Genomic DNA, 20,085 nt, shown 5'->3' with positions numbered 1-20,085 from the left:
GAGCGAGCCGTGCGTCGTTTAAGCGCTGCGATCTGGCACAACAGTAGACGTACCTGTGCTTTCTGCCAGCAGACTCACCCAGGTGCTCAGTGAGTGCCTGTGTGAGTTTGTCGGGCTTAGCGCGGATACAGCGGCGGCAGCGGGCTTGGCTCTTGGGTGCTGCTGCCGACGGATTCGGCGGCGGGCAGGGTGCGGATGGCGCGCCAGAGGTCTTCGCCTTGCCAGTGCTGGCCGGTTTCGCTGTAGAGCGCGCCGTTGAGGCCGTCGAGGGCGGCCGACAAGGGCAAGAATCGCGCGGCTAAGTCGGCCAGGGTTTCCGGCTGCTGGCGGGCCCAGGCATCCAGGGCTTGGCGGGTGGCTTGCGGCTCATTGCTTTGGCAGGCGCGTTTCAGATCATCCAGCAGGGTGCGCGGGCTCGGGCCGGTTTGGCTGGCGGCAGCTATGGCCGGTTGGCGGCGGGCACGCCACCACAGGCCAAAGCCCAGTAGGCTGGTGCCAGTCAGCAGGCCACAGGCCAGTTGCCAAGGCCACAGGGGCGGCCCTTCAATCGCCGGCAACAGCGCTGGTGGCTCGTTGCTGGTTGGCGGTTCAATCCCTGGATTCGCCGCGACTTCCAGCTGCCGGGCCGGCAGGCTGAGGTGTTCGAGGGTATCGGTTTGGGTGTTCCACCACGGCAGCTCGATGGCCGGTAACTCGACTGTGCCACTGCGGTTGGGCACCAAGGCTTCGCGCTCCTCGCGACTGCCGAGCAGGCCCTGCTCATTGATTTGATTGCTCAGCTGCGGCTGGTCCGGGTAATTACGCAGCCCGGCAATTGAACTGCTGGGCAGCGGCGGGAGTTGGGCGCTGGAGAGGCCTTCGGCGTTGAGTTTGAGGATCCGGGTTAGCGAATCGCCGACCTTGACCTTGTCCGGTTGCGGACTCCAGTTCTCACTGAGGGTGAGTGCCCGCGCCGGCAGCCAGGCGGCGTCGGCGGGGTACTGCGCCGGCTTGGCTTTGACCTGCAGATTGATCGGTGCCGAGTTAACCCGGGTCGGACGGCCGGGTCGGTCAAAGGGGCTGAAGTCATTGTTCTGTCGGGCGCTGGCGACCGTGGCGCTGAATTGCAGGGCCGGGATGGTCAGCTCGCCACTTTGCTGGGGGAAGATGCCATAGCGCAGCTCGATCACGCCATGGCGTACGCCGTTCAGCAGTTTCTCGTAGGTGCGTGGCTCGCTCAGTTGTTCGATGCGGGCATCGGTCATTTGCAGCGGGGTCAGACTGCTGTCGTCGTACAGCGACACCGAGTGGTAAATGCGTAGGGTCAAAATCGCCTGGGCCTGCACATAGACGCTGTCCTGGTCGAGGCTGGCCTCGATAAACACCGGCGCCAGTTTGCCCTGAGCCTTTTGACTGGCGGCAGTTAATACATGCAGGGTTATCGGTTGGCTGCTGACATCGCCGAGCTGGATCGGCGGTATCACCACATAGCCGGTTTGCTTGGGCTGCAGGGTAATGACCCAGCTGGTGGTGGAGTGGGCATTACCATTGTTGCTGCTGATTTGATTGAGTTGCCGGGTACCCAGTTGCTCGAACAGTTCATTCAGCGGGCTGAGGTCGGGTTTGCCGAATAAGGTGATGTCATCGGACTCAAGCGTTAGCTCGACGGTTTCACCCTCGCTTATTTGCACGCGGTCGACCCGCGCACTAAAGCCTGCGGCCTGCGCCGACAGGCTAAACAGCGCGAGCAATGTGAGTAGCAAGGAGAAGGGCAGTGAAAGTCGGTGGCGGATCATCGCGATTGTTCCTGACGCTGTTGCTGTTCGTACCAAAATTTACGCCGCAAGAGTTCACCCGGTTCGTCCGGGATCTGCCGCAGCCATTGTTCCAGTGCTTGCCGTTGTTCGGTGTCCAGCGGTTTTGCTGGCGTGCCTTCGGGGTCGTCGCTGGGTTGGCCGGGGTCTTTGCTGTCGGCCTGCTTGGCGGATTTTTCCTGGGTGCCTGCTTGGGACTTATCGGCCTTCTCGCCGGGCTTGGCGGGTGGCTGCTGGTCAGCTGGGTTTTGCGCCAAAGCCTGCTCGGTCGGCTGCTTGGCTTGGTCCTTGTCAGCCGCGTCGTTCGCCGGTTTTTCAGCTGACGGTTTTGTCGCCGACTGATCTTTTGGCTCGCCAGGTTCTTGCTGCGACTTGGCATCCGGCGCAGGCTCGCCCGGTTTTTGCGCTTGCTCACCGGCTTGGTTTTGCTGCTGTTGCTGCGAGGACTGCGAATCCTGTGGCTGCTGATCTTTATTGGGTTGCTGTTGATCTTGTTTTTGCTGCTGTTGTTGCTGTTGCTGACGTTGTTGCAGGGCTTGCTCGACCAGGGCTTTATTTTGTTTGGCTTGGGTCAGATCGGCCTGGCGCTCCAGCGCTTGTTCGTAAGCGTCGATCGCCGCTTCCAGTTCGCCGGCTTTGGCCAGGGCATTGCCACGGTTGTAGTGATCGGCGGCGCTATAACCTTGGGCGAAGCGTTCGGCGGCGCCGTTGTAGTCGCCGGCCTGATACAGGGCTTGGGCTTGCCACTGCGGGTTGTCAAAGCGTTTGGCCGCCTCCAGCGGTTTTTGCGCCTCAAGCAGGCGTTGGCCCTGTTGGTCGGGGCGTAGCCAGAGGTCATTAAACTCGAAGGCGTAGCTCGGTTGCGGGGCGGCCAATAACACAGGCAACAGCAGTGGCAAGCAGAACAACCAGCCGCGTCTCCCTGCGCAGGCGGCCAGCAGCAACAGCGGTAGCAACAGCCAGTGGCCCTGATCGGCCCAGGTGGTCAGCTGCGTTGGCTCGCTGCCTTCGCGCAGGCTTTGCGCGCCCTCGAGCAGGTTGAGGCTGCGCAAGTCGTCATCATCCAGGCTGGCGCTGGCATAACGTCCGCCCAGTTGACTGGCCAGTTGCTTGAGACTGCGGCTGTCCAGGCGTGGCAACAGAATTGCGCCTTGGGCGTCTTTCACAAAGCCGCCGCCCTCCAGCGCAATGGGCGCACCTTCGCTGGTGCCAATGCCGAGAATCAACAGCTGGGCTTTTTGCTGCTTGAGGGCCTGGCGAATGCCATCCTGTTCTTGCGGGTCAAGGCCGCTGTCGATTAGCAGGATTTTGCCCGCACCCTGGGCGCCTTGTTTGAGTAAGTCGGCGGCCAGGCTAACGGCCAGATCGGCGCGCTGGCCAGGGGTGGGCATGATCGACGGGTTCAGCGATTCGAGCAGGTTGCGGCTGGTGGCCAAATCATCCGACAGCGGCACCAGGGTGTGGGCGCTGCCGGCAAACACCACTATCGCCGTTTGCGCATCGCGCCGGCTTTGCAGCAAGTCCAGCAATTTGCGCTTGGCCTGGGCGAGGCGATTGGGCTGCACGTCGCTGGCCAGCATCGCCGGGGTCAGCTCCAGCACTACCACTAGAGGGTCGGCACGCTTCAGGCTGTTTTGTTCGACACGCTCCCAGCCGGGGCCGAGCAGCGCCAACAACGCCAGCAACCATGCCAGCGCCAGCGCCAGCCAGGGCAGGCGGCTATTGCGGCGACTGGCGCCGCTGAGCAGCACCTGATGAAAGGCCGCTGGCAGCAAACTTTGCCAGCGCCCGGCGCGTTGCTGGCGATGCCAGAGTTGCCACAGCAGCCAGCCGAGTAACGGTAACAGCAGTAGCCAAAACGGCCGTAACCAATGGGGCCAGAGCCCGCTCAGCGCAAGGCTGCTCATACTTGCCTCCGGCGCCACAGGGATTTGAGTCGTTGGATGTTGGGCCAGAGTTCGCGGCCCGCCAACAGCAGGCTAAGCAGTAAGGCCGCGCTCAGCGGCCAGCAATACAGTGCCAGCGCCGGACGGGCCTGGGTGGCTTGTTGGGCGACCGGTTCGAGTTGGTCGAGGCTGGCTTTGATCTCTTCCAGTTCATCGGCGTCGCGGGCGCGAAAATATTGCCCGCCGGTCTGGCTGGCTATGGCCTTGAGGGTCGGTTCGTCCAGGTCGGAGCCGGGATTCAGGCCAAACATACTCAGGATCCCGGCGTCGGGGTCGGCGCCAATGCCGATGGTGTAGATTTTCACCCCCTGTTCGGCGGCCAGGCGGGTGGCCGTCAGCGGTTCGATGGCGCCGGCGGTGTTGGCGCCATCGGTAATCAGTACCAGTATCCGGCTATTGGCCGGGCGCTGGCGCAGGCGTTTAACCGCCAAGCCAATCGCATCGCCAATCGCGGTGTTCTTGCCGGCGATGCCGATCACCGCCTCATCCAGCCAGGTGCGTACCGTGCGGCGGTCGAAGGTCAGCGGGGCTTGCAGATAGGCCTGGCTGCCAAACAGGATCAGGCCGACGCGGTCGCCGTGACGCTGTTCGATAAAGTCGCTGAACAGGTGCTTAACCAGGCTGAGGCGGTCGACGTCTTGGCCCTGCCACTGCATATCGCGCTGTTCCATGGAACCGGACACATCCACCGCGATCATCAGGTCACGGCCGCTGGCGGCCAACGGCAAGGGTTCGCCGACCCACTCAGGGCGGGCCGCGGCCAGCAGCAACAACAGCCAGATCAGCGCAAAAGGCAGTTGTTGCTGCCAGGCCGACAAGTTGGCCCGCGCCCGGCGCCCGGCCAGGGCTTCCAGCTCCGGTAAGAAGCTGACGTTGAGCGCCGCCTCGCCGCTGTCGGCCACCGGTAACCAGCGGCGCAACAGCCACGGCAGTGGCGCGAGCAAGAAGATCCACGGCCAAGTGAACTCAAACATGTTTGCGAATCCAGATTTCAATCGATTGGTTCAGGCCTTCGATGGCCTTGTCATCGAGTTTGCAGTGCGGCCGATAAGCGCCATCCACCAGCACCATCCAGCGGGTCAGGCCGGCGGCCGGGCAGCGACTGTCGAGGAAGGCCAGCCAGGCGCGGCCATTGAGGGTATGGCTGTGATTGTCCGGGTAATGACTGCGGCACAGGCGCTTGAGCAGACCGTTGAGTTGCTGCAGCCAAACCCCGGCGGGCTGATCAAAAGGCTTGGGCAAAAGGGCCAGCTCGGCCAAGGCGGCCGTACGCAGTGGATCGAGGGGCAGCTGGTCGCGACTTTTTTTCCGTTGCTTGGGCAATTTACGCACTAAACGCCACAGGCCCCAGAGCAGCAGCGGCAACAGCGCCGCCAGCAGCCACCAGCCAGGGGCTGGCGGCCACCATTGAATAGCGGCGGGGGCGATTAAGGGCTGCAGTTGCTCAAGAATGGGCTGAGTCGCTGGTGTGGCGATCTGGGGTTGCAGTTGCTCGCGAATGGGCTGAATCGCTGGTGTGGCGATTAGAGATAGCAGTTGCTCGAGCGGATTCATCGGCTTTTTCTCGGGCGCAGTGCCTGCAGGTGTTCGCGGATCTGTTCGAGTGGCGGGCTTTGGGTGGTTAGTGGCATCAGCGGGGTGCCGAGTTTTTGCGCCAGCAGTTTCCAGCGGGCGCGGCGGGCGTCCGCCGTTTGTCGATAAGCCTGGCGCAAGTCGCTGCTGTGGGTGTCGAGTTCGAGCTGGGCATCGCCCTGACTAAACCGCAGCAAGCCGGCGGCCGGCAGGTCGTGATCGAGCGGATCGGACAGCGGCAGCAGCAGCAAATCGGTGTGGCGGGCCAGCAGCGTCAGTTGCTGTTCGGCGCTGTCCGATAAGGCGCGCTCATCGCACAACACAATCGCCAGACTGCCGGGGCGTAACACCTCACGAGCGCGGCGCAGGGCCAGGCTGAAATCGTCGCCCGCCACTTGCAGCTCACTGTGCAGGGTTTGATTGGCGCGCGCCAGGCGGTTGAGCAATTGCAGCAGGCTTTGTTTGCTACGCCGCGGTTTGATTTCGTGTTGTTGGTTGTTACCAAACACCAAGCCGCCGATGCGGTCGTTATGCCCCAGCACGGCCCAACCGATCAGGCTGGCGGCGTGGGCGGCGAGCACCGACTTGAACATCAGGCTGCTGCCAAAAAACAAGCGGCGGCTTTGCTCGACCAGGATATAAATCGGCCGCTCGCGCTCCTCATGGAACACCTTGGTGTGCGGCACCTGGCTGCGCGCCGTAACACGCCAGTCGATGGTGCGCACATCATCGCCGGGCTGATAGACCCGCACCTGATCGAAGTCGACCCCGCGCCCGCGCAGCTTGGAGTGGTGCAAGCCGGCCAGCGGGCTGTGCTTGGCGTTAGTTGAAAACAGCTGCAACTCACGGGCGCGGTGACGCATCTCGATCAGCTCATTGAGGCTGACCTGGATGCCCGGCGTGGCGATATGGGTACTTGATGACGGCATTTAGGCAACGGCAACCACATCGAGAATGCGCTGTAGCACGCGGTCTTGATCGATGCCGGCGGCTTCGGCCTCAAACGACAAGATGATCCGGTGGCGCAGCACATCGAAGAACACCGCCTGAATATCTTCCGGGCTGACGAAGTCGCGCCCCGCCAACCAGGCGTGGGCACGGGCGCAGCGATCGAGGGCAATCGAGCCGCGCGGGCTGGCGCCGTAGGTCAGCCATTCGGCCAGCTCGGGGTCGAACTTGAGCGGGGTGCGGGTGGCCATCACCAACTGCACCAGGTACTCCTCCACCGCATCGGCCATGTACAGACCAAGGATTTCATTGCGCGCGGCAAAGATCGCCGCTTGGGTCAGTTTGTGTTCGGGTTTGGTTTCGCCATTCAGGGCTTCGCCACGGGCCTGCTGGAGAATTTTGCGCTCCACCACAGCATCCGGAAAACCGATTTTCACGTGCATCAGGAAGCGGTCGAGCTGGGCTTCCGGCAGCGGATAGGTGCCTTCCTGCTCGATTGGGTTTTGCGTGGCCATCACCAAAAATAACGGCGACAACGCATAGGTGCTGCGACCGACGCTGACCTGACGTTCGGCCATGGCTTCCAGCAACGCCGATTGCACCTTGGCCGGTGCCCGGTTGATTTCATCGGCCAGCACCAGGTTATGGAAGATCGGTCCTTGCTGGAACACGAAACTGCCGGTTTCCGGGCGATAGATTTCGGTGCCGGTGATGTCGGCCGGTAACAAATCTGGGGTGAATTGAATGCGGTGGAACTCGGCCTCGATGCCTTCGGCGAGCTCCTTGATGGCCTTGGTCTTGGCCAGTCCCGGAGCGCCCTCGACCAGCACATGGCCGTCTGCCAGTAGGGCAATCAGCAGTCTTTCGATGAGTTTTTCCTGGCCAAGGATCTGGGTTGAAAGAAAATGTCGCAGCGCGACAAGCGCCTCACGGTGTTCCATCGGTAAGCTCTTCTGGCAAATGTGACTGGTTGGTCGAGAGTTGCTTCAGGTTCTTGTAGGCGGCCACTTTAAAGCAATCCGGCGGCCGTACCTATTAGCAACAATCTCAGACCGCTACAGCTGTGATTTAGTTCTTGAACTAATGTTGAACAACAGGTTGCGCAGCACCCTTTGCTGCGCAATGGCATTCGGTCACGTGGGCTCTTGAGTTCATGGGCTGTTAAATAGAAATAACAACAGCAAGCCAACGGAGTAACAGCATGGCGTTCTTCACTGCGGCCAGCAAAGCCGACTTTCAGCATCAACTGCAAGCAGCACTGGCGCCGCACGTCAGCGAGCAAGATCTTCCACAAGTAGATCTGTTCGCTGAGCAATTTTTCGGCATAGTCGCCCTCGAAGAATTGACCGAGCGACGACTCTCCGACCTGGTTGGTTGCACCTTGTCGGCCTGGCGCCTGCTTGAGCACTTCGAGTATGACCAGCCGCAAGTTCGCCTGTACAACCCCGATTACGAAAAGCACGGCTGGCAGTCGACCCACACCGCAGTCGAAGTACTGCACCGCGATATCCCGTTCCTGGTTGACTCGATCCGCATGGAGCTGAATCGCCGCGGTTACAGCATCCATACCTTGCAGAATAATGTCCTCAGCGTACGCCGCAAAGCCAATGGCGATCTGCAGGAAGTCTTGGCCAAGTCCAGCCAGGGCGAGGGCGTGATACAGGAGTCGCTGATTTACCTGGAGATTGATCGCTGCGCCAATGTCGGTGAGTTGCGCACCCTGGAGAAAGCCCTGCATGAGGTGCTCGATGAGGTGCGTCAAGCGGTGCTGGATTTCCCCGCGATGCAGGCTCGCGCGCAAGCGTTGTTGGCCGGCCTCGACAAGGGCAAGGCGGCAGTTGACAGCGCCGAGCTGGCGGAAATTAAAGTCTTTATGAGCTGGCTGCTGGACAACCACTTCACCTTCCTCGGTTACGAAGAGTTCAGTGTGGTGGCCGATCAAGACGGCGGTCGGATGGTCTATGACGAGACCTCGCTGCTGGGCTTGTCAAAATCGTTGCGCCTTGGTCTGCACCAGGACGAGCTGCATATCGAGCCGCAAGCCGTCGACTACCTGCGCGAACCTCGGCTGTTGTCCTTTGCCAAGGCCTCTCTGCCCAGCCGTGTACACCGGCCGGCCTATCCCGATTTCGTCTCCATTCGGCAGATCGACGGCAAGGGCAAAGTTATTAAAGAGTGTCGCTTTCTCGGCCTCTATACCTCGACGGTGTATGTCGAGAGTGTGCGGCAAATTCCCTATATTCGCCGCAAGGTGATCGAGATTGAGCAACGTTCTGGCTTTGCCAGCAGCGCGCACTTGGGCAAAGAGCTGGCGCAAATTCTCGAAGTCTTGCCGCGCGACGATCTGTTTCAAACCCCAGTCGATGAGCTGTTCAATACCGCCATTGCCATCGTGCAAATTCAGGAGCGCAACAAGCTGCGCCTGTTCTTGCGCAAAGACCCCTACGGACGTTTTTGCTACTGCTTGGTCTATGTGCCGCGGGATGTTTACTCCACCGAAATTCGCATGAAAATCCAGCAGGTTCTGATGGAGCGCCTGCAGGCCAGTGACTGCGAGTTCTGGACCTATTTCTCGGAATCGGTGTTGGCGCGGGTGCAGCTGATTCTGCGGGTTGACCCGAAAAACCATCAGCAAATCGATATCGCCAAGCTTGAGCAGGAAGTCATTCAAGCCTGCCGCTCATGGAAGGATGACTACGCCAGTTTGGTGGTCGAAAGCTTTGGCGAGGCCCAGGGCACCAATGTGCTCAGCGAGTTCCCGGACTGCTTCCCGGCCGGTTACCGCGAGCGTTTTGCCGCCCATTCGGCGGTAGTCGATATGCAGCACCTGCTCAGCTTGACCCCCGAGCGCAAGTTGGTGATGAGCTTCTATCAACCGCTGGCCTCGACCGAGCAGCAACTGCATTGCAAGCTCTATCACGCCGACTCGCCTTTGGCGCTGTCGGATGTGTTGCCGATTTTGGAGAACCTTGGCCTGCGGGTATTGGGTGAGTTCCCTTACCGCCTGCGCCATCAAAATGGCCGCGAGTTCTGGATTCACGATTTCGCCTTCACCTATGCCGAAGGCCTGGATGTGGATATCCAGCAGCTCAACGACACCCTGCAAGATGCCTTTGTGCACATCGTCGAAGGGGCGGCTGAGAATGATGCCTTCAACCGCTTGGTGTTGACTGCGGCCATGCCGTGGCGCGATGTAGCGCTGCTGCGCGCCTATGCGCGTTACCTCAAGCAGATTCGACTGGGCTTTGACCTGAGCTATATCGCCAGCACCCTGGTTAACCATGCCGACATCGCCAAAGAATTAGTCCGGCTGTTTAAAACCCGCTTCTACCTGGCGCGCAAGCTGACTGCCGAAGACTTGGCCGACAAGCAACAACGTCTGGAACAGGCGATTCTGACTGCACTGGACAACGTCGCGGTGCTCAACGAAGACCGCATCCTGCGTCGCTACTTGGACTTGGTGAAGGCCACCCTGCGCACTAACTTCTATCAGTTGGATGCTAACGGCCAGGCCAAGGCCTATTTCAGCTTCAAGCTTAATCCTCGGGCGATTCCTGATATCCCGCGGCCGGTGCCAAAATTTGAAGTGTTCGTCTACTGCCCGCGGGTCGAAGGCGTGCATTTGCGCTTCGGCGATGTGGCCCGTGGCGGCTTGCGCTGGTCGGATCGCGAGGAAGATTACCGTACCGAAGTGCTGGGTTTGGTCAAAGCCCAACAGGTGAAGAACGCGGTGATTGTGCCTGTGGGCGCCAAGGGCGGCTTCATTCCCCGCCGCTTGCCACTGGGCGGTTCGCGCGATGAGATTCAGACCGAGGCGATTGCCTGCTACCGGATCTTTATTTGCGGCTTGCTCGACATCACCGACAACCTCAAAGAGGGCGCGGTAGTGCCACCGCAAAACGTGGTGCGTCACGACGAGGATGATCCTTACCTGGTGGTGGCGGCCGACAAAGGCACCGCGACCTTCTCCGACATTGCCAACGGCATTGCCGCTGAGTACGACTTCTGGCTGGGTGATGCCTTTGCCTCGGGCGGCTCGGCCGGTTACGACCACAAAGGCATGGGCATTACCGCCAAGGGCGGCTGGGTTTCGGTGCAGCGGCATTTCCGCGAGATGGGCATCGATGTGCAAAAAGACCCGTGCACGGTGATCGGTATCGGCGACATGGCCGGCGACGTGTTTGGCAATGGTCTGCTGCTGTCAAAATCCTTGCAGATGGTCGCCGCCTTTAACCATATGCATATTTTTATCGATCCCAATCCCGATGCGGCGTTGAGCTTTGTCGAACGTCAGCGCTTGTTTGATCTGCCGCGCTCGTCCTGGGCCGATTACGACACCAAGCTGATTTCCGAAGGCGGTGGATTGTTCCTGCGCAGCGCCAAGAGCATCCCCATCAGTGCGCAAATGCAGCAGCGCTTCGATATCCAGGCCGACAAGTTACCGCCCACCGAGTTGCTCAATGCACTGCTGAAGGCGCCGGTGGATTTGCTCTGGAACGGCGGCATTGGCACCTATGTGAAAGCCAGCAGCGAAAGCCACACCGATGTCGGCGACAAGGCCAACGACGCCCTGCGCGTCGATGGCCGCGAGTTGCGCGCCAAGGTGGTGGGCGAGGGCGGAAACCTCGGTATGACTCAGTTGGGGCGGGTCGAGTACTGCCTCAATGGCGGTGCCAGCAATACCGACTTTATCGACAACGCCGGTGGCGTCGATTGCTCCGACCATGAGGTGAATATCAAGATTCTCCTCAATGAAATCGTCGGCAGCGGCGACATGACCGGCAAGCAACGCAACAAGTTGCTGGCCGAGATGACCGATGCGGTCGGCAGCCTGGTGCTGGGCAATAACTACAAGCAAACCCAGGCCTTGTCTCTGGCACAGCGACGGGCGCGCGAGCGGATCGCCGAGTACCGGCGCCTGATGAATGCCCTGGAGGCCGATGGCAAGCTGGATCGGGCGCTGGAGTTTTTGCCCACCGATGAGCAGCTGGCTGAGCGGGTGGCTAACGGCCAGGCGCTGACGCGGGCCGAACTGTCGGTGCTGATCTCCTACAGCAAAATCAACCTGAAAGAGTCGCTGCTCAAATCCCTGGTGCCGGACGATGAGTACCTGGCGCGGGACATGCAAACCGCTTTCCCGCCGCTGCTGACCAAGAAGTTTCCACAGGCCATGAGCCGCCATCGACTCAAGCGGGAAATCGTCAGCACCCAGATCGCCAACGATCTGGTCAACCACATGGGTATTACCTTTGTGCAGCGTTTGAAGGAGTCCACCGGCATGAGCGCGGCCAATGTCGCCGGCGCTTACGTGATAGTGCGTGATGTGTTCCAGTTGCCGCACTGGTGGCAGCAGATCGAGGCGCTGGATTATAAAGTGCCGGCCGAACTGCAACTGATGTTGATGGATGAGCTGATGCGCTTGGGGCGCCGGGCCACCCGCTGGTTCCTGCGTAGCCGCCGTAACGAGCTGGATGCCGCCCGTGATGTGGCGCATTTTGCTCCGCGCGTCGAGGCCTTGGCCGGTCGCTTAGATGAGCTGTTGGATGGGCCGGTGCGCGAGCAATGGCTGGCGCGCTTCCAGAGCTATGTCGAGGCCGGCACACCTGAGCCGCTGGCGCGGGTGGTGGCGGGCACCAGCCATCTGTACACGCTGCTGCCGATTATCGAAGCCTCAGATGTTACCGGGCAAGACCCGGCGCGGGTGGCGAGTGCCTACTTCGCGGTGGGTGGCGCGTTGGATCTAACCTGGTATTTGCAGCAAATCACCAGCTTGCCGGTGGACAATAACTGGCAGGGCTTGGCCCGCGAGGCGTTCCGGGATGATCTCGACTGGCAACAGCGGGCGATTACCGTTTCGGTACTGCAAATGGCCGATGCCCCCGATGATATCGAGGCTCGCACTGCGCTGTGGCTCGAGCAAAATCGGCCCTTGGTAGCACGCTGGCGCGCAATGATGGCCGAGCTGCGCGCAGCCACCAGCGTCGATTACGCCATGTACGCCGTGGCTGGGCGCGAGCTGCATGATCTCGCCCAAAGCGGCCAGCATGGGGTGAACATCTCATAATGGCGCACAGGTAAAACCATTGAGCCCCGCCAAGTGCGGGGCTTTTTTATCGGTTTGATTTGGTTTTAGCGAGGTGGGCGGTGCTGGTGTTGCAGCGCTAGACGCTGCTTAGCGTTTGAGTTGCTGCAAGTAACTGACCGCGTCAGGTGCTCCGGCTAAGCGTAAACCGTCGCCCAAGGCACGGGCTTGCTCGTGGGCTTTGGGCAGCAGCAGGAACTCGGGAGCGCCGGGGCTGCGCAACAGCGATAAACGCGCGTAGGGCAGGCCGTGGTCGAGCAGCAGCGCCATAAAGGCCGGATCGCTCCAGGCTTGCACCGGCATTGCCAGCATGTGATAGCAGCTTTGCAGCTCGCTAAGGCCTGCGGGGTCGATCTGGTAATGGGTCAGCTGCGCCGGCAGACTGATCTCCAGGCCGCGCCGGCGCGCATAGGCGATGGCACAGGCGAAGGCTTCCAGATTTTGTTCGCCGCTCCAGTACAGTTGTTCGCCATGCCAGTTAGCCTGGCGCAGGTTGATCTGCTCGCCAGCAAGAAAACGCGGCAGCGCTTGGCTGATGGCTTTGACGAAGTCTTTGTAGCTGATGATGCGAATGTGGTGGCACGCCGCAGAGGCGGCGTACTCCTCGAAGCTGCTGCAGTGCGCCCGACTGCTGTCGGTGCAGGAGAAACCGCTGATGGTGCGCAAATCAAAGTTGTCGAGCTGTTCTTGGCGCTGCTTGATCAGGCGGATGAGCACCGCATGGGCTTGGGCCTTGTCTTCTTGTACCGGGCCGGAGAGGGCGCCGCGGGGCAAATCCAGCAGTCGCTGCAAGGGCGGGCCAGACTCCCACCAGATGCTTTGCTCAAGGCTCGGCAGCGCCTGAAAGGGTAACTGCAGGCTGCTGGCACGCGCAAAAATCTGTCGTGAGTTGCGCCCGGCAAGGCCTAAGCGTTGAACGAGGGCGCCCAGTCGCGAAGACAACGATGCAGACTGCTCAGTAAAGCTCATGACCAACCATGCTCTCCTTGATTACGACTAGCGCTGGCGTAGCTAAGGCCTTGCCAAATAACCTTCGCCGCTCTGCTTGGTGCTGCTGCTTGTGGCAACATTACATGCTTCATAGTCCCGGGTGCTTCCATGCCAGTTCTGTTGTTGGATATTGCACTATCTGCGCAATCTTTGCTCGCCGTCTATCAAGGTCGGGCGAACCGGGTATTGGTGTCCAGTCGCGATGGCCAGCGGGTGAATTTGCCGGCCCATCATTTACGGCCTTTTCTGACCCATGCCGGTGTCTATGGTTCCTTCGCCTTGGAGTTTAATGCGGCCGGTGAGTTGCTGAGTTTGCGCAAGATCAGTCAATAGCCACATAGCTGCCTCGCTTGCCAGGGGTGGCGCGGCTATAATGGCCGGCTAATCAGGCTGCATAGTCGCGCGCGGTAGTTTTTATCCGGCCTGTAATTTCCAGTCTAACTATTGAGCCAAGCCTGCCCATGTATACCCTGGCCCGCAAGCTGCTGTTTAACCTCGCCCCGGAAACCTCCCACGAGCTGTCCATCGATCTGATCGGTGCGGCGGGACGCTTGGGGCTGAATGCCTTGCTAACCAAAGCCCCGGCGAGTTTGCCGGTGCGGGTCATGGGCTTGGATTTCCCCAATCCTGTGGGGCTGGCTGCCGGGTTGGACAAAAATGGCGATGCTATCGATGGCTTTGCCCAGTTGGGTTTCGGTTTTGTGGAAATTGGCACAGTCACCCCGCGCCCACAGCCGGGCAATCCCAAGCCACGCTTGTTTCGTTTGCCGGCGGCCGAGGCGATCATCAATCGCATGGGCTTTAACAATAACGGCGTCGATCATCTGCTGGCGCGGGTGCAGGCGGCCAAGTTCAAGGGTGTGCTGGGGATTAACATCGGCAAGAACTTCGACACCCCGGTTGAACGGGCGGTGGATGATTACTTGCTGTGTCTGGATAAAGTCTACGCCCACGCCAGCTATGTCACGGTGAACGTCAGCTCGCCCAATACCCCAGGGCTGCGCAGCCTGCAGTTTGGCGACTCACTCAAGCAGTTGCTCGAAGCCTTGCGTCAACGTCAAGAGGATCTCGCTGCCAAACATGGCAAGCGTGTGCCGCTGGCGATCAAAATTGCCCCGGACATGACCGATGAGGAAACCGTCGAGGTCGCTGCGGCATTAGTGGAAGCAGGTATGGATGCGGTCATTGCTACCAATACCACGCTGTCGCGCAGCGGCGTTGCCGGGCTGCAGTTCGCCGATGAGGCCGGTGGGCTTTCCGGGGCGCCAGTGCGCGAGCAAAGCACCCACATCGTTAAGGTGTTGGCGGCAGAGCTGGCGGGGCGTTTACCGATTATCGCGGTGGGCGGGATTACCGCAGGCCAGCATGCGGCCGAGAAAATCGCCGCCGGTGCCAGCTTGGTGCAAATCTACTCGGGCTTTATCTATCAAGGCCCAGCGCTGATCCGCGAATCTGTAGATGCGATTGCGGCCTTGCCACGTAAAGCCTGATGACGGTGCGTTAGAACTAAAAAGGGCCCGGTTAAGGGCCCTCTGCAGCAATTGCCCTTCGGGGCATCATTGATGAGGTCGGCAGCAGTTCTTAGCCGACAGCGTGGAGTTCGTTGAGGCGGTGGATGCCAGCGGTACCGGTCATGCCGGCCCAGTTGTCACCGCGGCCCTCTCGCCAGCCGTTAATCCAGGCTTGGCGAACACTTGCTGCAGTGAATGGACAGAGTTCGTACGACTTACCATGAACGCCATATTGATAACCGCGTAAAAAAGCTTTTTCCATTGGATCACGCTTAAGTCTTCTCATAGGGTGAAGCCCTCAAATGTTGACTGTGATATTCCTTTGGCCCCTAGCTGGGGTCGGGCAGAAAGTTCTGCCGGCGCAGCCCATTGCCATTGTGGCGGGTTGCTGCCGACACCAAGACGGTGTCGGGCTGGGTTAATTTCTAACCAATGCCGTTAGCCCTGTGAATGACCTTTTTGTCATAAGAAGGTAACGGTTTTGTGAGTCGGGCCATAAGGCTGGAGTGCCAGTGGCCTAAAAATTTGCCTGAGCCCCAGTGTTCAGCGGCGCGCAGAAGGTGCGTCGGTGTTATTGCCAGCGTCGAGTCGGCGGTGGCTGGGGGCCTGTTTATTCCGACGAAGGGTCGCTCTGCGGGCTTTTGTCACTTACTTTTGTTGTGCGTACAGTTTGTGTGCGCGACTAACTGCCTTAGGCACTGGATATCCCCATGTCGGATCGTTTTGAACTCTTTCTTACCTGCCCCAAGGGCCTGGAAGCGCTGCTGGCCGAAGAGGCTACTGCTTTAGGGTTGGAGGAGGTGCGCGAGCACACCTCGGCGATCCGTGGCTTTGCCGATATGACCACGGCGTACCGGCTGTGCCTCTGGTCACGCCTGGCTAACCGGGTGTTGCTGGTGCTGTCGCGCTTTGCCATGCAAGACGCCGACGATCTGTATGACGGCATTCTGGCGGTCGATTGGCACGAGCATCTGCTGCCCACCGGCAGTCTGGCGGTGGAGTTCAGTGGCCAGGGTTCGGGTATCGATAACACCCACTTCGGCGCGCTGAAGGTCAAGGATGCGATTGTCGATAAATTGCGTAACGCCGCCGGTGACCGGCCTTCCATCGACAAGCTCAACCCGGACATGCGCGTGCACCTGCGCCTGGATCGTGGTGAGGCGGTGTTGTCGTTGGATTTGTCCGGCCACAGCCTGCACCAGCGCGGTTATCGCCTGCAGCAGGGTGCGGCACCGTTGAAAGAAAACCTCGCTGCGGCGATTTTAATCCGCTCCGGCTGGCCACGAATCGCCGCCGCTGGTGGCGCGTTAACCGACCCGATGTGCGGTGTGGGCACCTTTTTGGTCGAGGCAGCGATGATCGCCGCCGATATCGCGCCGAATCTTAAACGCGAACTTTGGGGCTTCTCGGCCTGGCTCGGCCACGTGCCGGCGCTCTGGCAGCGTCTGCATGCCGAGGCGGTCGAGCGGGCGGCGATTGGTTTGGCTAAGCCGCCGTTGTGGATTCGTGGCTATGAGGCCGATCCACGCTTGATTCAGCCGGGGCGCAACAACGTCGAGCGTGCAGGCTTGTCGAACTGGATCAAGATTTATCAGGGCGAACTGGCCACCTTTGAGCCGCGCCCGGATCAAAACCAAACTGGTTTGGTGATCTGCAACCCGCCCTATGGTGAGCGCCTCGGTGATGAGGCCAGCTTGCTCTATCTCTACCAGAACCTCGGTGAGCGTCTGCGTCAGGCCTGCTTGAACTGGGAGGCGGCGATCTTTACCGGCGCCCCCGACTTGGGCAAGCGCATGGGCATTCGCAGCCACAAGCAATATGCCTTCTGGAACGGCGCCTTGCCGTGCAAGTTGCTGCTGATCAAGGTCAGCCCCGAGCAGTTTGTCACCGGCGAGCGGCGCACCCCTGAGCAGCGTCAAGTGGAACGTGAGCAACTGGCCATCGACGGCCCAAGCACTGAACCAGTAGCAGCGCCGGTGGTGGCGGAGTTGGCGCGTTTGAGCGAAGGCGGGCAGATGTTTGCCAATCGCCTGCAAAAAAATCTCAAGCTGCTGGGCAAGTGGGCGCGCCGCGAAGGCGTCGAATGCTACCGGGTGTATGACGCCGACATGCCTGAATACGCCGTGGCCATCGACCTGTATGGCGATTGGGTGCATGTGCAGGAATACGCCGCCCCGCGCACCATCGAACCGGAAAAAGCCCAGGCACGTTTGTTCGATGCCTTGGCGGCGATTCCGCAAGCGCTGGGCGTGGACAAAAACAAGGTGGTGGTCAAGCGCCGCGAGCGCCAGAGCGGCACCAAGCAATACACCCGCCAGGCGGCCCAGGGGGTGTTTCGCGAGGTCAACGAAGGCGGCGTCAAGCTGCTGGTGAATCTCACCGATTACCTGGATACCGGTCTGTTTCTCGATCACCGGCCGTTACGCTTGCGCATCCAGAAGGAGGCGACCGGCAAGCGTTTCCTCAATCTGTTTTGCTACACCGCCACCGCCACCGTGCATGCGGCCAAAGGCGGGGCGCGCAGCACCACCAGCGTCGACCTGTCGAAAACCTATCTGGACTGGGCACGGCGCAACCTGGCGTTGAATGGCTTCTCCGACAAAAACAAGCTGGAGCAGGGCGATGTGATGGCCTGGCTAGCGGCCGATCGCAGTGAATACGACCTGATCTTTATCGATCCGCCGACCTTCTCCAACTCCAAACGCATGGAGGGGATCTTCGATGTGCAGCGTGATCATGTGCAGTTACTGGACTTGGCCATGACCCGCTTGGCACCGGGCGGCGTGCTGTATTTCTCGAATAACTTTCGCAAGTTCATCCTGGATGAAGGCTTGGCCGCGCGTTATGGCGTGGAAGAAATCAGCGCCAAGACCCTTGACCCCGATTACGCCCGCAACAGCAAGATCCACCGCGCCTGGCGATTGACGGCACTGGCGGCTAACGCGGAGGTTTGAAAAGGTAGGGGCTCAGGAGCGTAGCGAGCAATCCGCCGGCTGCGGGTGTACTGCCTGCGGCGAGTACACCCTACGGTTTAAGGCTTGTTGACCTTGCTTTGCTGATACAGCCCCAGCAGCACCTGATCGAGAATCGACGAGGCGCCCCATGGTCGTGGATGGTTGAGGATGGCCACCACTGCCCAGGTGTTGCCGTTGGCGTCGCGGCTAAAACCGGAGATTGCCCGCACGGTGTTCAGGGTGCCGGTCTTGATATGGCCTTCGCCTGCCAGGGCGGTGCGCCGTAGACGCTTGTGCATGGTGCCGTCCATGCCTACCAGTGGCAGTGACGATATAAACTCGGCGGCATAGGGGCTGTTCCAGGCCGCTTGCAGTAATCCCGCCATTTCCCGCGCGCTAATGCGCTCCTGGCGCGACAAGCCGGAGCCGTTCTCGATCATCAGGTGTTTAGCATCGATGCCTTTGCGTGCCAGCCATTGCCGTATCACCCGCAGCGCAGCCTTGGCGTCATCGGCGTCGCTGGCAGTGCGAAACTGCGCGCCAATGCTCAGGAACAGCTGCTGGGCCATGGTGTTATTGCTGTACTTGTTGATGTCGCGAATGATCTCCACCAGGTCGGGAGAGAAGGCGCGGGCTAGCAGACGGGCGCTTTTGGGCACATTGTCGACCCGGTCGTGGCCGTTGATAGTGCCGCCCAGCTCTTGCCAGATGGACCGCACCGCTCCGGCGGCGTAGCTCTGGTGATCAAGCAGCGCCAGGTACGTCTGGCTGCTGCAACCGTCGACCAGCTTGCCGCTGACCACCAGATTGATACTGCCATCCGCCTGTTTGCTTGGGCTGTAGCGCACATCCGGATTGGGGCATTTGCCGGCTGGCAGGGCTTTGACCCGGTTGTCGATATGAATGCTGGCAATCGGCGGTTCGGCGGCCAGGGTCACCTTGCCGCCTTCATTGCGGGCGATAAAACGCACCGACTTGAGGTTTACCAGTAACGAATCTGGGCCGACCAGGAAAGGTTTGTTGTCGTCATTACCGTCATCATTAAAGGCCGCTAGCTGCGGTTGCACGAAGTGGCTGCGGTCGAGCACCAGATCGCCGGTAATCTGCTGCACACCATTGGCGCGCAGGTCGCGCAGCAGCAACCAGAGTTTCTCCATGTTCAACTTTGGATCGCCGCCGCCCTTGAGGTACAGGTTGCCCTGCAGTACGCCGTTGCGCAGCGTGCCGTCGGTGTAAAACTCGGTTTTCCATTGATGGGTCGGGCCGAGCAACTCCAGCGCTGCATAGGTGGTGATCAGCTTCATGGTCGAGGCCGGGTTCACTGCCGCGTCGGCATTGACTATGGTGGCCAGCCCCGGGCCATTGAGTGGCAGCATAACCAGCGACATGGCGCTGTTGTCGATTTTTGCGGTCTTTAACGCCTGCTGGATTTTCAGCGGCAGTACAGTGTTGGTTGGCGCGGCGTTAGCGCTCACGGCCAGCGGTAATAACAGGCTGGCGAGGGCCAGTTGACGCAGGGTGCGCAGCGCCAGGCCCAGACCCGACAGGCGACGGTTAACAAGAAAAGATGACATTAGTACAAGGCTTCCACACAAGTTTGGCAAAACAGCTTCTGAAAGATCGGCATTATGCCCGAAGCGCCCTTTGCATGCGCCCTGCGCTGATGGGCTGGGCAGCTTGCTGGCGGGCAGGTCGCGCGACAGAGAGTCGGGCGGTCGCGACGCTAAGCTGTTAAAGTGCCGCGGCTTATTTTATGAATTTAAGTTTTATTTATTTAAGAAAGGTGAGGATTTTTCATGGCTACTAACCGTTCCCGTCGTCTGCGTAAAAAACTCTGCGTTGCCGAGTTCCAGGAGCTTGGTTTTGAGCTGACCCTGAATTTTCAGGAAAACTTGGCTGAAGAGTCGATCGATGACTTCCTGGAAGCCTTCGTTGCAGACGCAATCACTGCTAACGGCATGGGTTATGTCGGCGGTGATGACTATGGCTTCGTGTGCCTGGGCAAGCGTGGTTCGGTCAGCGCTGAGCAGCGCGCCCTGGTTGAGGCCTGGTTGCAAGGCCGCAGCGAACTGACAGCTTTTACTGTTAGCCCGCTGCTGGATGTGTGGTATCCAGAAAACGATATCGCCCAGGCTTGATCCTGGCAGCCTGTCGGGCTTAGGCGTCCGTAGCGAGGGAAAGACCGGTTTGAGGCAGTTTTTGCGCTCTTTTGAGGCGAATAGTCATTCTATTCAACGAGAAAGAGCGCAGGAAATGACCAAATCCGGCTTTTCCGCAGTAGGACAGACC

14 protein-coding genes are annotated in these 20,085 nt (G+C 60.2%); 5 read left to right on the top strand and 9 right to left on the bottom strand.

The annotated features are described in order from the left end of the window. Positions 1-116: 116 nt before the first annotated feature. From Q8R10_RS00110 to Q8R10_RS00085, 6 genes are read right to left on the bottom strand one after another with little or no spacing between them, the layout of a single operon-like run. The gene (locus Q8R10_RS00110) at positions 117-1,775 is read right to left on the bottom strand and encodes a BatD family protein (protein ID WP_305649894.1); all 1,659 of its coding nucleotides are present in this window, start codon (positions 1,773-1,775) and stop codon (positions 117-119) included. Next, the gene (locus tag Q8R10_RS00105) at positions 1,772-3,700 is read right to left on the bottom strand and encodes a VWA domain-containing protein (RefSeq protein ID WP_305649892.1); all 1,929 of its coding nucleotides are present in this window, start codon (positions 3,698-3,700) and stop codon (positions 1,772-1,774) included. Before Q8R10_RS00105 ends, Q8R10_RS00110 begins: the two co-directional genes overlap by 4 nt. Continuing rightward, complete coding sequence (locus Q8R10_RS00100; RefSeq protein WP_305649891.1) at positions 3,697-4,713, bottom strand: VWA domain-containing protein; 1,017 nt, start codon at positions 4,711-4,713, stop codon at positions 3,697-3,699. Before Q8R10_RS00100 ends, Q8R10_RS00105 begins: the two co-directional genes overlap by 4 nt. Further along, positions 4,706-5,293, bottom strand: a complete 588-nt coding sequence (locus Q8R10_RS00095) for a DUF4381 domain-containing protein (RefSeq protein WP_305649889.1) — start codon at positions 5,291-5,293, stop codon at positions 4,706-4,708. Before Q8R10_RS00095 ends, Q8R10_RS00100 begins: the two co-directional genes overlap by 8 nt. Further along, complete coding sequence (locus Q8R10_RS00090; RefSeq protein ID WP_305649887.1) at positions 5,290-6,240, bottom strand: DUF58 domain-containing protein; 951 nt, start codon at positions 6,238-6,240, stop codon at positions 5,290-5,292. Before Q8R10_RS00090 ends, Q8R10_RS00095 begins: the two co-directional genes overlap by 4 nt. Beyond that, entirely contained in the window at positions 6,241-7,200 is a 960-nt protein-coding gene (locus tag Q8R10_RS00085; protein WP_305649885.1) for a MoxR family ATPase, read from the bottom strand. Between the two features lie 260 nt (positions 7,201-7,460). Between Q8R10_RS00085 and Q8R10_RS00080 the strand changes: the two genes are divergently transcribed. Beyond that, a complete protein-coding gene (locus Q8R10_RS00080; RefSeq protein ID WP_305649884.1) occupies positions 7,461-12,323 on the top strand; it encodes an NAD-glutamate dehydrogenase in 4,863 nt (1,620 codons plus the stop codon). Positions 12,324-12,431: 108 nt separating this feature from the next. Here the strand turns inward: Q8R10_RS00080 and Q8R10_RS00075 are convergent, their stop codons facing one another. Continuing rightward, entirely contained in the window at positions 12,432-13,310 is an 879-nt protein-coding gene (locus tag Q8R10_RS00075) for a DUF6685 family protein (protein ID WP_305649882.1), read from the bottom strand. Positions 13,311-13,439: 129 nt separating this feature from the next. On the opposite strand from Q8R10_RS00075, the gene Q8R10_RS00070 reads away from it, so the two are divergent. Both Q8R10_RS00070 and Q8R10_RS00065 read left to right on the top strand, forming a co-directional pair. Further along, entirely contained in the window at positions 13,440-13,664 is a 225-nt protein-coding gene (locus tag Q8R10_RS00070; RefSeq protein ID WP_305649880.1) for a DUF2835 domain-containing protein, read from the top strand. 128 nt (positions 13,665-13,792) lie between these two features. Then, on the top strand, positions 13,793-14,821 hold the full coding sequence (locus tag Q8R10_RS00065; protein WP_305649878.1) for a quinone-dependent dihydroorotate dehydrogenase: 1,029 nt from the start codon (positions 13,793-13,795) through the stop codon (positions 14,819-14,821). Between the two features lie 91 nt (positions 14,822-14,912). Here Q8R10_RS00065 and rmf read toward each other — a convergent pair whose 3' ends face one another. Further along, on the bottom strand, positions 14,913-15,128 hold the full coding sequence (rmf, locus tag Q8R10_RS00060) for a ribosome modulation factor (protein WP_305649877.1): 216 nt from the start codon (positions 15,126-15,128) through the stop codon (positions 14,913-14,915). Between the two features lie 424 nt (positions 15,129-15,552). On the opposite strand from rmf, the gene rlmKL reads away from it, so the two are divergent. Further along, positions 15,553-17,796 carry a bifunctional 23S rRNA (guanine(2069)-N(7))-methyltransferase RlmK/23S rRNA (guanine(2445)-N(2))-methyltransferase RlmL gene (gene rlmKL, locus Q8R10_RS00055; protein ID WP_305649876.1) on the top strand — a complete coding sequence of 748 codons (2,244 nt, stop codon included), beginning with the start codon at positions 15,553-15,555 and terminating at the stop codon, positions 17,794-17,796. 77 nt (positions 17,797-17,873) lie between these two features. Here rlmKL and dacB read toward each other — a convergent pair whose 3' ends face one another. Continuing rightward, positions 17,874-19,370 carry a D-alanyl-D-alanine carboxypeptidase/D-alanyl-D-alanine-endopeptidase gene (dacB, locus tag Q8R10_RS00050; RefSeq protein WP_305649874.1) on the bottom strand — a complete coding sequence of 499 codons (1,497 nt, stop codon included), beginning with the start codon at positions 19,368-19,370 and terminating at the stop codon, positions 17,874-17,876. Between the two features lie 222 nt (positions 19,371-19,592). Here dacB and Q8R10_RS00045 point away from each other — a divergent pair, with 222 nt between their 5' ends. After that, the gene (locus Q8R10_RS00045) at positions 19,593-19,934 is read left to right on the top strand and encodes a 50S ribosome-binding protein YggL (protein WP_305649872.1); all 342 of its coding nucleotides are present in this window, start codon (positions 19,593-19,595) and stop codon (positions 19,932-19,934) included. Positions 19,935-20,085: the final 151 nt, after the last annotated feature.

It is taken from the genome of Pseudomonas sp. (assembly GCF_030698175.1).
Taxonomy (GTDB): Bacteria; Pseudomonadota; Gammaproteobacteria; order Pseudomonadales; family Pseudomonadaceae; genus Aquipseudomonas.
This window is presented reverse-complemented; position numbering and strand designations above follow the sequence as displayed.

Excerpts from the sequence above, each read along its gene's own strand:
- Q8R10_RS00110 (WP_305649894.1), bottom strand. The coding sequence starts at position 1,775 with ATGATCCGCCACCGACTTTCACTGCCCTTCTCCTTGCTACTCACATTG.
- Q8R10_RS00105 (WP_305649892.1), bottom strand. The coding sequence starts at position 3,700 with ATGAGCAGCCTTGCGCTGAGCGGGCTCTGGCCCCATTGGTTACGGCCG.
- Q8R10_RS00100 (WP_305649891.1), bottom strand. The coding sequence starts at position 4,713 with ATGTTTGAGTTCACTTGGCCGTGGATCTTCTTGCTCGCGCCACTGCCG.
- Q8R10_RS00095 (WP_305649889.1), bottom strand. The coding sequence starts at position 5,293 with ATGAATCCGCTCGAGCAACTGCTATCTCTAATCGCCACACCAGCGATT.
- Q8R10_RS00090 (WP_305649887.1), bottom strand. The coding sequence starts at position 6,240 with ATGCCGTCATCAAGTACCCATATCGCCACGCCGGGCATCCAGGTCAGC.
- Q8R10_RS00085 (WP_305649885.1), bottom strand. The coding sequence starts at position 7,200 with ATGGAACACCGTGAGGCGCTTGTCGCGCTGCGACATTTTCTTTCAACC.
- Q8R10_RS00080 (WP_305649884.1), top strand. The coding sequence starts at position 7,461 with ATGGCGTTCTTCACTGCGGCCAGCAAAGCCGACTTTCAGCATCAACTG.
- Q8R10_RS00075 (WP_305649882.1), bottom strand. The coding sequence starts at position 13,310 with ATGAGCTTTACTGAGCAGTCTGCATCGTTGTCTTCGCGACTGGGCGCC.
- Q8R10_RS00070 (WP_305649880.1), top strand. The coding sequence starts at position 13,440 with ATGCCAGTTCTGTTGTTGGATATTGCACTATCTGCGCAATCTTTGCTC.
- Q8R10_RS00065 (WP_305649878.1), top strand. The coding sequence starts at position 13,793 with ATGTATACCCTGGCCCGCAAGCTGCTGTTTAACCTCGCCCCGGAAACC.
- rmf (WP_305649877.1), bottom strand. The coding sequence starts at position 15,128 with ATGAGAAGACTTAAGCGTGATCCAATGGAAAAAGCTTTTTTACGCGGT.
- rlmKL (WP_305649876.1), top strand. The coding sequence starts at position 15,553 with ATGTCGGATCGTTTTGAACTCTTTCTTACCTGCCCCAAGGGCCTGGAA.
- dacB (WP_305649874.1), bottom strand. The coding sequence starts at position 19,370 with ATGTCATCTTTTCTTGTTAACCGTCGCCTGTCGGGTCTGGGCCTGGCG.
- Q8R10_RS00045 (WP_305649872.1), top strand. The coding sequence starts at position 19,593 with ATGGCTACTAACCGTTCCCGTCGTCTGCGTAAAAAACTCTGCGTTGCC.